At 59.1% G+C, this 12,543-nt stretch carries 9 protein-coding genes, 6 tRNA genes and 4 other RNA genes; 3 read left to right on the top strand and 16 right to left on the bottom strand.

Features of this window, described 5'->3' with window-relative positions; all coding sequences use genetic code 11:
* Nucleotides 1–104: 104 nt before the first annotated feature.
* The gene (gene aroG / locus GT753_RS01950) at nt 105–1,157 is read right to left on the bottom strand and encodes a 3-deoxy-7-phosphoheptulonate synthase AroG (RefSeq protein ID WP_015376987.1); all 1,053 of its coding nucleotides are present in this window, start codon (nt 1,155–1,157) and stop codon (nt 105–107) included.
* 212 nt (nt 1,158–1,369) lie between these two features.
* Here aroG and GT753_RS01945 point away from each other — a divergent pair, with 212 nt between their 5' ends.
* Genes GT753_RS01945 through zitB form a run of 3 tightly spaced genes read left to right on the top strand, consistent with a single transcriptional unit; the run spans nt 1,370 to nt 6,134 of the window.
* Nucleotides 1,370–1,975: a response regulator transcription factor gene (locus GT753_RS01945; protein ID WP_160125202.1), complete on the top strand. Its 606-nt coding sequence runs from the start codon at nt 1,370–1,372 to the stop codon at nt 1,973–1,975.
* A complete protein-coding gene (locus tag GT753_RS01940; protein ID WP_021504599.1) occupies nt 1,972–5,172 on the top strand; it encodes an ATP-binding protein in 3,201 nt (1,066 codons plus the stop codon). Before GT753_RS01945 ends, GT753_RS01940 begins: the two co-directional genes overlap by 4 nt.
* Complete coding sequence (gene zitB / locus GT753_RS01935; RefSeq protein ID WP_015376984.1) at nt 5,172–6,134, top strand: CDF family zinc transporter ZitB; 963 nt, start codon at nt 5,172–5,174, stop codon at nt 6,132–6,134. The genes GT753_RS01940 and zitB overlap by 1 nt, the downstream gene beginning before the upstream one ends.
* Before the next feature lie 36 nt (nt 6,135–6,170).
* On the opposite strand, the gene pnuC is transcribed toward zitB, so the two are convergent.
* From pnuC to tolB, 15 genes are all read right to left on the bottom strand, one after another.
* Entirely contained in the window at nt 6,171–6,896 is a 726-nt protein-coding gene (gene pnuC / locus GT753_RS01930; protein ID WP_021504601.1) for a nicotinamide riboside transporter PnuC, read from the bottom strand.
* A gap of 20 nt (nt 6,897–6,916) precedes the next feature.
* Nucleotides 6,917–7,978, bottom strand: coding sequence for a quinolinate synthase NadA (gene nadA / locus GT753_RS01925; protein WP_015376982.1), 1,062 nt, complete (start codon nt 7,976–7,978; stop codon nt 6,917–6,919).
* A 320-nt stretch (nt 7,979–8,298) separates the two neighbouring features.
* Nucleotides 8,299–8,423, bottom strand: a non-coding RNA gene (locus GT753_RS01920) — RtT sRNA.
* 75 nt (nt 8,424–8,498) lie between these two features.
* Nucleotides 8,499–8,623, bottom strand: a non-coding RNA gene (locus GT753_RS01915) — RtT sRNA.
* Nucleotides 8,624–8,698: 75 nt separating this feature from the next.
* A tRNA-Lys gene (locus tag GT753_RS01910) sits at nt 8,699–8,774 on the bottom strand.
* A gap of 6 nt (nt 8,775–8,780) precedes the next feature.
* Nucleotides 8,781–8,856: transfer RNA gene (locus tag GT753_RS01905), tRNA-Val, on the bottom strand.
* A gap of 45 nt (nt 8,857–8,901) precedes the next feature.
* Nucleotides 8,902–9,025: non-coding RNA, RtT sRNA (locus tag GT753_RS01900), on the bottom strand.
* A gap of 13 nt (nt 9,026–9,038) precedes the next feature.
* Nucleotides 9,039–9,114: transfer RNA gene (locus tag GT753_RS01895), tRNA-Lys, on the bottom strand.
* Nucleotides 9,115–9,267: 153 nt separating this feature from the next.
* Nucleotides 9,268–9,392, bottom strand: a non-coding RNA gene (locus tag GT753_RS01890) — RtT sRNA.
* Between the two features lie 15 nt (nt 9,393–9,407).
* Nucleotides 9,408–9,483, bottom strand: a tRNA-Lys gene (locus GT753_RS01885).
* Nucleotides 9,484–9,490: 7 nt separating this feature from the next.
* Nucleotides 9,491–9,566 (bottom strand) — tRNA-Val (locus GT753_RS01880).
* Nucleotides 9,567–9,595: 29 nt separating this feature from the next.
* Nucleotides 9,596–9,671: transfer RNA gene (locus GT753_RS01875), tRNA-Lys, on the bottom strand.
* A gap of 178 nt (nt 9,672–9,849) precedes the next feature.
* Complete coding sequence (gene cpoB, locus GT753_RS01870) at nt 9,850–10,644, bottom strand: cell division protein CpoB (RefSeq protein ID WP_160125201.1); 795 nt, start codon at nt 10,642–10,644, stop codon at nt 9,850–9,852.
* 9 nt (nt 10,645–10,653) lie between these two features.
* On the bottom strand, nt 10,654–11,169 hold the full coding sequence (gene pal / locus GT753_RS01865) for a peptidoglycan-associated lipoprotein Pal (protein ID WP_004939853.1): 516 nt from the start codon (nt 11,167–11,169) through the stop codon (nt 10,654–10,656).
* A 44-nt stretch (nt 11,170–11,213) separates the two neighbouring features.
* The gene (tolB, locus tag GT753_RS01860) at nt 11,214–12,506 is read right to left on the bottom strand and encodes a Tol-Pal system beta propeller repeat protein TolB (protein WP_004939856.1); all 1,293 of its coding nucleotides are present in this window, start codon (nt 12,504–12,506) and stop codon (nt 11,214–11,216) included.
* Nucleotides 12,507–12,543: the final 37 nt, after the last annotated feature.

Raw genomic sequence — 12,543 nt, 5'->3', positions numbered from 1 at the left:
TAATTGGCCCATTAACTGTAAGCCTTAAAGTCGTGGAATACAGAGAAGTGCAATGGCAAAGATAAAACAAGGGCCCGCTATCGGGCCCTTTTCATTGTTTGCGGTTATCCGCGGCGCGCTTTTACCGCCGCCGCCAGATCGCGCAGCACGGTTTCGGTGTCCTGCCAGCCGATGCAGCCGTCGGTCACGCTCTTGCCGTAAACCAGCGGTTCGCCGCTTTCGAGGTTCTGGTTGCCTTCCACCAGGTGGCTTTCGATCATCACGCCGATGATCGCTTTTTCACCGCCGCCAATTTGCCCGCAAACATCGGCGCTCACGTCCAGCTGTTTTTTGAACTGTTTGCTGCTGTTGGCGTGGCTGAAGTCGATCATCACCTGCGCCGGCAGCCCGGCTTTGCTCAGGCCGGCTTTGACGTCCTTCACGTGCGCCGCGCTGTAGTTCGGCTCTTTGCCGCCGCGCAGGATAATGTGGCAGTCGCCGTTGCCGCTGGTATTAACGATCGCCGAGTGGCCCCACTTGGTCACCGACAGGAAGCAGTGCGGCGCGCCGGCGGCGTTGATGGCGTCGATCGCCACCTTGATGGTGCCGTCGGTACCGTTCTTGAAGCCGACCGGGCACGAGAGGCCGGAGGCCAGCTCGCGGTGCACCTGCGATTCCGTGGTGCGCGCGCCGATGGCGCCCCAGCTCATCAGATCCGCCAGGTACTGCGGCGTGATCATGTCGAGGAATTCGCCGGCGGCCGGCAGCCCGCTGTCGTTGATCTCCACCAGCAGCTTGCGCGCCAGGCGCAGGCCGTCGTTGATGTTGAAGCTGTTGTCCATCTGCGGATCGTTGATCAGGCCTTTCCAGCCCACGGTGGTGCGCGGTTTTTCGAAGTACACGCGCATCACCACTTCCAGCTCGCCGCTCAGTTCTTCACGCAGCGCCAGCAGGCGCCCCGCGTACTCTTTGGCGGCTTGGGTATCATGGATGGAGCAAGGGCCAATCACCACCAGCAGGCGATCGTCGCTGCCGCGGAGGATATTGTGAATTGCGCTGCGGGCCTGGGACACCGTCTTTGCCGCGCGTTCAGTGGCCGGGAATTTCTCCAGCAAAGCCACCGGCGGCAGGAGTTCCTTAATATCATTAATGCGTAAATCGTCGTTTTGGTAATTCATAGCTTTTCCATTCGGTATCGTGGGGTCTTTCGCAGTGCGTAACGGTGTAGATCCCAACAATCTAGCCTGTGAGAATGGCGCTGTAAATCACCTTTGCCCCCCGCCGCTGGAACCGCCAAATTAACAGCAGATTGTGCTGTTTCATCAGGGGAGCGCAGAGCCTCCTTTTTCGCTATGCTAGCGATCGGAATATAAAGTGACCCGAGTTGAACATGCCCTCTCTGTTATTAGTTGATGACCACCCGGTGGTTCATGTCGCACTGGAAGCGGCGCTAATGAAATCAGCCCGCGCCTACCGCCTGCAGGCGGCGCAGGACGACGTTCAGGCGCTGGCCCTGCTGGCCGAGGCCGCTTTCGGCCTGGTGATCCTGGATATCGGCCTGCCGCAGGTCGACGGGCTGCAGCTGTTGAAAAAAATCCGCCGCCACTACCCGCAACAAAAGATCCTGATCTATACCGCGCAAGAGGCCGATGTGTATGCGCGCATGGCGCATGCCGCCGGCGCCGACGGTTTCGTCAATAAAGGCAGCTCGCTGGCGGAGTTGGTGCAGGCGATCGAGCAGGTGCTGGACGGTGAAACCAGCTTCCCCACTGCCGCGCTGGCCGAAGAGGCGCCGACGGCGGACGGCGGGCTGCTCACGCCCAAGGAGCTCGAGGTGCTGGGCTTGCTGAGCCAGGGGCTGTCCAACCTGCAGATCGCTGACCGGCTGCACATCAGCAACAAGACCGTCAGCACGCACAAGAAAAACATCCAGCGCAAAACCGGCGCCGGCAATTTGCTGGAGCTGGTGGCGGTGTTTAAAGAGCTGGCGCCATGATGCGCCGCGCCCTGCTGCTGCTGATCCTGTGGTGCGGCCTGGCGCAGGCGGCGGAGCCGGTGCGCTATCAGCTGGTCAGCAACCTGAATCCCCCCGAGAATATGCTGATCGTCGGCGAGAAAAATCCCTGGCGCGACCGCACGCTGCGCGTCGGCATCATCAGTGAGAACACCAGCCCGTACAACATCATTGTGGATGACGATCTGTATGGGCTGAACGCCGACTACCTCGGCTATATCCAGCAGGTAACCGGCATCCGCTTCGCCATTTACGGCTTCGCCGACCTGACCCAGCTGGAGCAGGCGCTGCACGACGGCAAGGTCGATCTGTTGTACGGCATCCCGCAGAGCGAAGCGCTGCACGGGCTGGAGATCTCCCAGCCTTACTACGTCAGCAACCTGCGCGTATTGCGCGATCGCAGCAACGATCGGCCGGTGATGCTCAATTCCGCCAACGCCCGCGTCGCGATCGGCGCGCTGACCGACATGCAGTCCGGCGGCGCCCTGCAGGCGGTGGCGTCGCAGATCCAGCGCTACGACAACAATCTGCAGGCGGTCTATTCGCTGCTGAACGGCAGCAGCGACTACTTTATCGCCGACGAGGCCAGCGCCAGCTTTATCATCGACCAGCTGCAGCTCGGCCAGCTCTATCAGATTGAAAGCAACGAGAACCTGGGCAACCTTTCCTTCGTGTTCGCCGCCGCCGACCCGCGCCTGATAGACACGCTGGACACCGCCATCGCCGACGCGCCGATGGAACTGATGAATGCCCTGCAGAGCCGCTGGAGCAAAAAGATCCCCAGCTACCTCGATACCGGCAATGCCGATCTGACGACGATGGAGAAGAATTGGGTGGCGAGCCACCGCGTGGTTTACTACGCCGCCATCGAGAACAACTTCCCGTTCGCCTACCGCGGTTCCGACGGCCAGCCGCGCGGCTATGCCATCGATATTCTCAACATCATCGCGCAAAACACCGGGCTGCGTTTCGCGCCGCTGTGGGCGCGCAACGCCGAGCAGGCCGATCAGCTGGTGCAATCCGGCCAGGCCAGCTTCCGCGCCGCCCTGCCGCTGGCGCGCGGCGTCAAGGCGCGCTACGGCGCCAGCATGCCGATCCACCGTTCGCTGTGGGGCGTTTACGTCGGCCAGTATGCCAACGGCGTCTCGACCTGGGGCGATCTGGCCGGCAAGCGCATCGGCGTACTGCAGGGCGATTTGGCTCAGGGGCTGGTGCCGGAGCAGGAACAGACCGTAAGCTTCGCCGACAGCAAATCGATGTACGACGCGCTGGCCAACGGCCAGCTGGATGCGCTGGTGGATAACGTCATCTCCGCCAACTTTTTGGCGCTGTCGCGCTATTCCGGCGCCATCAAGCTGGCCTTCGCCGCCAACAACATCCCCTATCCGGTGGCCTTCGGCGTGCGCCGCGATCAACCGCTGCTGCTGGCGATCCTCGATAAGAACCTGATGCAGATCCCGGCGGATACCCTGCAATCGCTGCGCGACGAGTGGATCGTCGACCGCAGCAACCTGATCGACGCGGTGAACGACAACCGCATGCCGCCGCAGACCACCTGGCTGCTGGCGCTGTTGGCCGCCGCCACCGTGCTGCTGCTGGCGCTGACGCTGCGCCGTTTCATGCTGCAGCGCCGTGAAAAACGCGAACGCGAAGAGCTCGAGCAGGCGCGCCGCCGCGCCGAAGCGGAAAATCGCATGAAGAGCAAATTCCTCGCCACCGTCAGCCATGAACTGCGCACGCCGATGCACGCCATCCTCGGCCTGCTGGAACTGGAGCTCAAACGCCAACCTGCGCCGGAAGGCCTGCCGGTGATTTACAGTTCGGCCTCATCGCTGCTCAACCTGCTCAACGACCTGCAGGATCACGCGCGGCTGGAAACCGGGTCGTTGACGCTGGCGCCGAAACCGGTGGCGCTGCGCCCCTGGGTCGCGCGCATCGACGCCCTTTACCGGCCGCTTATCGGCGAACGGCCGTTGACCTTGAGCGTGGTGGCGGATCCGGCGCTGCCGGAGGCGGTGATTATTGATGGTGAGCGTTTACTTCAGGTGGCTAACAACCTGATAAACAACGCGATAAAGTTCACGCCGCGCGGCGCCATTCAGGTCGACGTCGGCTGGCGCGCACAGGATGAACGACGGGGAGAGTTGCAGTTAACGGTGAACGACAGCGGCTGCGGCATCGCCGCCGATGAGGTAGGCAAGTTGTTCCAACCGTTTTACCGCGCGCGCGGCGCGCAACGCATCTCGGTGCAAGGTACCGGTTTGGGCCTGTCGATCTGCAAAGAAATCGTCGAACAGATGGGCGGCCGCATCGAGTTGCACTCGCAGCCGGGCGTCGGCACCCGCGTCGAGGTCGCGATACCGGTCGAGCTGAGCGGCGCCGCGACGGCTGGCGCCCAGGAGGAGCGCACCTTTGCTCTGCCGTCTTCCGCCTTGCGTACCGCGCTGATCGACGACCATCCCACCAATTTGTTGTTGCTGGAACGCCAGCTGCGCCACTTCGGGCTGCAGCCGGCCCGCTTTGAACAAGGCTATGCGCTGCTGAAGGCTCAGCGCCGGCAGCCTTTCGATCTGCTGTTTATCGACTATAACATGCCGCGCCCGGACGGCCTGACGCTGGCCAGGCTGATCCGCCGCGACGAACAGCGGCTACGGCGCCCGCCTTGCCGCATCGTGCTCTGCTCGGCAGACGTGCAGGAGTTTACCCGCATCCCGCCAGGGCTGGTGGCGATCGACCACTTCCTGACCAAGCCGATTTCACTGGCGGCGATCGGCCAGGTATTGGCTCAGCAACCGCAGGTTCAGGAAGAAAAGTTAGTCCTTACTGACCTGCGGCAAACGCTGGCCGACATGGCGGGCGGCGATCGCGCCATGCTGCAGCGGCTGGCGCAGACGCTCAGCGACACGCTGCGGCAAGACCGGCAGCGGCTCGCGGATGCCGTCGCCGCGAGCGACTGGTCACGCCTGGAACAGGCGGCGCACCGCATCAAGGGCAGCCTGCTGATGCTGCAGCTGCCGGAAGCCGCGCAGCTGTGCCAGCAACTGGTGGAAACCGCACGTCGGGGCGAGCTTGCCGCCGCCGCTTATACTAAATTAAAGGCGTTAGTGGCGCAGATAGAACCGGAGCTGGACGCTCTGCTCGCCGCCGCCCCCACTTTCGCTATGCATAAGGATGAATAATGTCGGACACTCCACACGTACACCTGCCGAAAGACAGTAATAGTAAACGCCTACTGACCGCTTTTTTAGTCACCGCCGTCTTTATGGTGGCCGAGGTGGTCGGCGGCCTGTTATCCGGCTCGCTGGCGCTGTTGGCCGACGCGGGGCACATGCTGACCGATGCCGCCGCGCTGCTGGTGGCGCTGATGGCGGTGCACTTTTCCCAGCGCAAGCCCAACGCGCGCCACACCTTTGGCTATCTTCGCCTGACCACCCTGGCGGCCTTCCTCAACGCCGCGGCGCTACTGGTGATCGTGGTATTCATCCTGTGGGAGGCGATACGGCGTTTCTTCGAACCCCAGCCGGTGATGGGCACTCCGATGCTGATCATCGCCATAGCGGGGCTGCTGGCGAACCTGTTCGCCTTCTGGCTGCTGCATCGCGGCAACGAAGAGAAAAATATCAACGTGAGGGCGGCCGCGCTGCATGTACTGGGCGACCTGCTCGGCTCGGTGGGGGCCATCGTCGCCGCCATTGTCATTCTTGCCACCGGCTGGACGCCGATTGACCCGATCCTGTCGGTGCTGGTCTCCTGTCTGGTGCTGCGCAGCGCCTGGCGGCTGCTGAAGGAGAGCTTCCACGAGCTGCTGGAAGGCACGCCGCAGGAGGTCGACATCGCCAAGCTGCAAAAAGACCTGTGCCTGAACATCCCGGAAGTGCGCAATATCCACCACGTACACGTCTGGCAGATCGGCGAACAGAAGCTGATGACGCTGCATGCGCAGGTGATCCCGCCGCATGACCACGATGGGCTGTTGCAACGCATTCAGGCTTATCTGTTGGAACACTACAAGATTGGCCACGTGACCATTCAGATGGAGTACCGGCACTGTGAGACGCCGGACTGCGGCATCAACCGGGCGCCGGAGCCGAGTGAACACTCACATGCCGAAGCGCATTCGCACCTGGGGCATCGCCACTAAGCCAAGAGGGCGCCATCACGGCGCCCTCTGCTGTTATTACGGAGCGGAAGATAACGGATTGGAATGGTTGCGCCCGGCACTCTTGATCCACAGCCAGGAGCCGTTCAGGGCGATCAGCGTCAGAATGACATACTCCAGCGCCATCGCATACACGCCCTGGTAGGCAAAGATCGCCACGCTGATGACATCGATCACCACCCACAGCAACCAGTTTTCCACGTACTTGCGCGTCATCAGGATCATCGCCACGATGGACAGCACCATCATCGCCGAATCCCAGAATGGGAACGCGTCCGGCTGCAGCGTCGGCATCTGCACGTTCAGCCCCAGCCCTTGCATCACCGCCACCGCAATCTGCGTCAGCCAGGCGAACACGCGGTCAATGTTGAAAGTCATCAGGCCAATGCCGATAACGCAAACCGCCGCCCAGGCCAACGCTTTCGGCAGCGGCAGCCAGCGGATCTGCAGCTCGGCCTGATTATCCTGCGTCTGGCGGCTCCAGGCATACCAACCGTAAATGTTGGCGCCGAAGAAAAACAGCTGCAGCAGCAGGCTGGCGTACAGCTGGATCTGGAAGAAAATCACCGCGAACAGCGTGACGTTGATCAGGCCGAACAGGTAGTTGATGATTTTTTCCTTGCTGGCGTACCAGATGCACAGCAACCCGAACAGTGTGCCGATGGCTTCGATCCACGACAGATCGTAACCGCCCGCGCCAAGCGGAATATGCACCAGAATATTGCTGGTACTGAAGAAGCTCATGAGGTCATCCTTTTAAACGGTTAAGCGTTGCCTTTAACCTGCATCTTAAGCTGAGCGGCGAAATCCAGCATGCGGTTCAGCGGCACCAGCGCCTTTTCACGCAGCGCGGCGTCCACGTGGATCTCATGCTGCGCGCCCCCCTGCTCCAGCCCTTCGGCAATCGCCTTCAGGCCATTCATCGCCATCCACGGGCAATGCGCGCAGCTGCGGCAGGTCGCGCCCTCTCCGGCGGTCGGCGCCTCGAACAGTTCCTTGTCCGGACAAGCCTGCTGCATCTTGTAAAAGATACCGCGATCGGTGGCGACAATCAGCTGTTGATGCGGCAATGTTTTCGCCGCCTGAATCAGTTGGCTGGTCGATCCCACCGCATCCGCCAGCTCGACCACCGCCTGAGGCGATTCGGGATGCACCAGGATGGCCGCCTGCGGATAGAGCGCCTTCATGCGCCGCAGCGCCTGGGTCTTGAACTCGTCATGGACAATGCAGGCACCTTGCCAGCACAGCACGTCGGCGCCGGTCTGCTTCTGCACATAGCTGCCGAGATGACGATCCGGCGCCCAGATAATTTTCTCGCCCAGGCTATCCAGATGCTCGATCAGTTCGACGGCGATGCTGGAGGTCACCACCCAGTCAGCGCGCGCTTTGACCGCCGCCGAGGTATTCGCATAGACCACCACGGTGCGATCGGGATGACTGTCGCAAAACGCATGAAATTCCTCTTCCGGGCAGCCCAGATCCAGCGAACATTCGGCAAACAGCGTCGGCATCAGCACCTGCTTTTCCGGGCTGAGGATCTTGGCGGTTTCCCCCATGAAACGCACGCCGGCCACCAACAGCGTCGAAGCCGGATGCGCGCTTCCAAAACGCGCCATTTCCAGCGAATCCGCCACGCAGCCGCCGGTTTCTTCCGCCAGCGCCTGGATTTCCGGGTCGGTATAATAATGGGCGACCATTACCGCGTTGCGCTGCTTGAGCAGGGTTTTGATCTTCTCGCGATAAAAGGCTTTTTCCGCTACGTCCAGCGGTACCGGTTTCGGCGGGAAGGGATACACCGCCGCGTTGACATCAAACATTTCACTCATCGCTGCAATCTCATGCTAGGCTGGGCGCCTGCCGCGTGAATATCGCCTGCCGCAACGCCCATCGTTTTATATACTAAACAAAATACCTAAAACCGCGCGAAAAGTCCGCTGATATTTTCATATTTACGCACTCAGTGTTTAATAGATTAAAAACACAGACATTGACCACGCAGATCACGACGGATAATGTCCTGGTGGGGCGTATGGCGTTCAGAGAAGAGCGAGATGCCGATCGATGCAGTGTTGAAACGAGAAAGTAAAAGATTCGGGTGTGGGGTGACAGAAACGAAAAAAGCGCCAAAAGGCGCTTTTCTCTGAATTGGTGGGTCGTGCAGGATTGATTCGGCCTCTGGCCTCACCCTGCGGGCAACGCTGCGCGTTGTCGTATCGCTACGCGATGCTCGAACCTGAACGCAGGATCTCACCCGCACGACTCAGTGGGCCATGTCAGTAAGAGGATAAAGGCATAGCCAGGTGGCGCAGATGCGAAAAAAGCGCCAAAAGGCGCTTTTTTCTGAATTGGTGGGTCGTGCAGGATTGATTCGGCCTCTGGCCTCACCCTGCAGGCAACGCTGCGCGTTGTCGTATCGCTACGCGATGCTCGAACCTGAACGCAGGATCTCACCCGCACGACTCAGTGGGCCATGTCAGTAAGAGGATAAAGGCAGAGCCAGGTGGCGCAGATGCGAAAAAAGCGCCAAAAGGCGCTTTTTTCTGAATTGGTGGGTCGTGCAGGATTCGAACCTGCGACCAATTGATTAAAAGTCAACTGCTCTACCAACTGAGCTAACGACCCGCAGTGTGGTGGGTGATGACGGGCTCGAACCGCCGACCCCCTCCGTGTAAAGGAGATGCTCTACCAACTGAGCTAATCACCCACTGCTGTGGTACTGCTATTTTTCACACCTTGCTCTATCAAAGAGTGGTGGGTCGTGCAGGATAACTCGGCCTTTGGCCTCGCCCTAACGGGCCATCACCGGGGTGATGTTGTCTCGCTTCGCGAGACTCGAACCTCTACGGTTCTCATCCTGACGATTTAACACCTTGCTCTATCAAAGAGTGGTGGGTCGTGCAGGATTCGAACCTGCGACCAATTGATTAAAAGTCAACTGCTCTACCAACTGAGCTAACGACCCACTGATGTGGTTTACTGCTGATGGCGAATAGGTCACAAAAAACCGACTCGCGGAAAACAAGGATGGGGATGTTCAGGACAACTCGACGGGTACTCGACTCGGACCTTTACTTTGCCACATCAAACCGATTCTGAAGCTGCCATTCTCTAAGAATGGTGGGTCGTGCAGGATAACTCGGCCTTTGGCCTCGCCCTTGCGGGCCATCACCGGAGTGATGTTGTCTCGCTTTGCGAGACTCGAACCTTTACGGTTCTCATCCTTTACGATTCTCTATTGCAGCCATTCTCTAAGAATGGTGGGTCGTGCAGGATTCGAACCTGCGACCAATTGATTAAAAGTCAACTGCTCTACCAACTGAGCTAACGACCCATAACAGTGGTGGGTGATGACGGGCTCGAACCGCCGACCCCCTCCGTGTAAAGGAGATGCTCTACCAACTGAGCTAATCACCCACTGTTGTGGTTACTGCTACTTCAGAAATTGGTGGGTCGTGCAGGATTCGAACCTGCGACCAATTGATTAAAAGTCAACTGCTCTACCAACTGAGCTAACGACCCAATTTCCCTGCCGCTTTAACATCTTGCAAGATGTCTTGGCAACGGCGGCATATATTACTAATTTATCTTGGCAGCGCAACCTAAATTTTTTACCGATGCGTTCAACTGCTTGTTCTTCACGCGAATGAGCCCAGAAATCGGTCAAATCGACTAACTTCTGGGCTCATTTTTCTAACCGTTAACCGCCTACGCGACTTTTCGCCTGCTTGGCCGCCGCACTGGTTGGGTATTGTTTAATCACCTGCTGGAACACGGCCTTGGCTTTATCAGCCTGCCCTTTTTCCTGCATGATGATACCCACCTTGTACATGGCGTCCGGCGCCTTCGGTGATTTAGCGTAATTCTTCACCACCACCGCAAAATAATAGGCCGCATCGTCTTTTTTACCCTTGTTGTAGAACAACTGGCCCAGCCAATAGTTGGCGTTGGGCTGGTAAGTAGACTTCGGGTACTGTTTTACGAAGGACTGAAAGGCGGAAATCGCCTGGTCATACTGTTTTTTTTCCAGCGCCAGAGAAACAGCGGCGTTGTAGTCACTGTTCTCATCACCGCCACTCGGCGTTGCAGAAGCGGCTACAGGCGCGCTGCTGCCCGCATCGGAAGATGCGCCTGCGGCTGCCCCGCCGGCAGCGCCCGCTGCCGCAGAGGCGCTCTGAGCGCCGCCCTGGCTGAGGCTATCCATCTGTTGATAGATTTGCTTCTGGCGTTCAACGACCTGATTCAACTGATACTGGCTTTCCTGGATCTGCCCACGGAGAGAATCAATATCGCGTTGATTGTCAGAGAGTTGCTGCTGGAGTTGGTTTAAAAGCTGGCCTTGAGCATTGCTGATGCGCTCAAGCGAGGTGACACGGTCTTCGACCGAGCCGGAGCCGACATTACTGATTGGCGCTTGGGCAGTAGCGGCCCAAGGGGCCGCTACGCCAACCAGTAACGACAGACTCAACAGGTGACGTCTGAAGTTACTGTTCATGCGATTCTCTTAGTAAACCAGAACGGCACGACGGTTTTTAGCATAAGCCGCTTCGTCGTGGCCCAGTACTGCTGGTTTTTCTTTACCGTAAGAAACGATAGAGATCTGGTCAGCGGAAACGCCTTTACCTTGCAGGTACATTTTAACGGCGTTAGCACGACGCTCACCCAGAGCGATGTTGTATTCCGGCGTGCCGCGTTCGTCAGCGTGGCCTTCAACGGTCACTTTGTAAGACGGGTTGTTACGCAGGAATGCAGCGTGCGCGTCCAGCATCTGAGCGAATTCGGAGCTTACGTCATACTTGTCCAGGCCGAAGTAAACGATGTTGTTCTTCTGCAGTTCTTGCATCTGCAGACGAGCTTGTTCTTCGGAAGACAGGTTGCTGCTGCCGTTTTCCATACCAGTGCCGGCGCCAGCGCCCATACCAGATTGGTCGTTGTTCGCGCTTTTGTTAGAACTACAAGCTGCTACAGCCAGAACTGGCAGTGCCAGCAGAAGCCCTTTCAGCACTTTGTTCAGTTGCATTTCTTTGATCCTTTTATAGTTTGCCATACATATTTACACATGCATCACAGATACGGCGACCAGGCAGGGAATTTGACCTGTCCATCAGTTGCCGGAAGACGCGCTTTGAAACGCCCATCAGTTGACACCAACTGCAGCACGGAGCCCATACCTTGCGTGGAGCTATAGATCACCATGGTGCCGTTTGGCGCAATACTAGGCGTTTCATCCAGGAAGGTGCCGGTCAAAACCTGAACGGCGCCCGATCCAAGATCTTGTTTGGCGATGTGTTGTGCACCACTGTTGGTGCTCACCATCACCAGGAATTTACCGTCGGAGCTGACTTCAGAATCCTGGTTCTGAGAGCCTTCCCACGTCAGACGCTGCGCGGCACCGCCGCTGGCGCTGATTTTATAAATCTGCGGACGCCCGCCCTGGTCGGAGGTAAACGCCAGAGACTGGCCATCCGGGAACCAGGTCGGTTCGGTGTTGTTGTTGCGGCCATCGGTCAGCTGCGTGATCTGGCCGGAGCCGAGGTTCATCACGTACAGGTTCAGGCTGCCGCTCTTGGACAGCGCGAAGGCCAGCTTGCTGCCGTCCGGCGAGAACGCCGGCGCACCGTTGTGGCGCGGGAACGAGGCGATCTGGCGGATAGCGCCGTTAGCCAGGGTCTGCACCACCAGCGCAGAGCGGCCGCTCTCGAAGGTCACGTAAGCCAGTTTGCTGCCGTCCGGCGACCAGGCCGGCGACATCAGCGGCTCAGGCGAACGGTGCACCGTGAACTGGTTGTAACCGTCGTAATCCGCTACGCGCAGCTCGTACGGGAATTTCCCGCCGTTGGTCTGCACCACGTAGGCGATACGGGTGCGGAACGCGCCCTTGATGCCGGTCAGCTTCTCGAACACTTCGTCGCTGGCGGTATGGGCAGAATAACGCAACCACTGTTTGGTCACTTTATACTGGTTCTGCGCCAATACGGTGCCCGGCGAACCCGAGGTGTCCACCAGCTGGTAGGAGATCAGATAGCTGCCGTCGGCGCCAGGTTGAACCTGGCCGACAACCACGGCGTCGATGCCCAATGCAGTCCAGGCCGCCGGCGTCACTTCAGACGCGGAGGTGGGTTGCTGCGGCATGCGCGCCACGTCGATCGGGTTGAATTTGCCGCTGTTGCGCAGATCCGCACCGACAATCTTGCCGATATCTTCCGGCGGCGTGCCTGGGCCCGCCCATTTAAACGGCACCACGCCAATCGGGCGAGCGGAGTCGACCCCTTGGGTGATTTCAATGCGAACTTCCGCGTGCAACACGGACGCCCACAGAATTAAAAAACCTAGCGCTACTCGAAATGCCTGCTTCATCTCATCTCCCTTATCCAGGCGGGATGCCTGCGATAAA

It is taken from the genome of Serratia sp. Z4, assembly GCF_009900725.1.
Classification (GTDB): domain Bacteria; phylum Pseudomonadota; class Gammaproteobacteria; order Enterobacterales; family Enterobacteriaceae; genus Serratia; species Serratia nematodiphila.
The sequence above is the reverse complement of the archived record's forward strand: the minus strand, read 5'-3'. Positions and strand labels throughout refer to the sequence as shown.

Bases quoted from the DNA above. Each gene is read 5' to 3' on its own strand.
- cpoB (WP_160125201.1), bottom strand. From the start codon at position 10,644: ATGAACAGTAACTTCAGACGTCACCTGTTGAGTCTGTCGTTACTGGTT.
- aroG (WP_015376987.1), bottom strand. From the start codon at position 1,157: ATGAATTACCAAAACGACGATTTACGCATTAATGATATTAAGGAACTC.
- pnuC (WP_021504601.1), bottom strand. From the start codon at position 6,896: ATGAGCTTCTTCAGTACCAGCAATATTCTGGTGCATATTCCGCTTGGC.
- tolB (WP_004939856.1), bottom strand. From the start codon at position 12,506: ATGAAGCAGGCATTTCGAGTAGCGCTAGGTTTTTTAATTCTGTGGGCG.
- GT753_RS01940 (WP_021504599.1), top strand. From the start codon at position 1,972: ATGATGCGCCGCGCCCTGCTGCTGCTGATCCTGTGGTGCGGCCTGGCG.
- pal (WP_004939853.1), bottom strand. From the start codon at position 11,169: ATGCAACTGAACAAAGTGCTGAAAGGGCTTCTGCTGGCACTGCCAGTT.
- zitB (WP_015376984.1), top strand. From the start codon at position 5,172: ATGTCGGACACTCCACACGTACACCTGCCGAAAGACAGTAATAGTAAA.
- GT753_RS01945 (WP_160125202.1), top strand. From the start codon at position 1,370: ATGCCCTCTCTGTTATTAGTTGATGACCACCCGGTGGTTCATGTCGCA.
- nadA (WP_015376982.1), bottom strand. From the start codon at position 7,978: ATGAGTGAAATGTTTGATGTCAACGCGGCGGTGTATCCCTTCCCGCCG.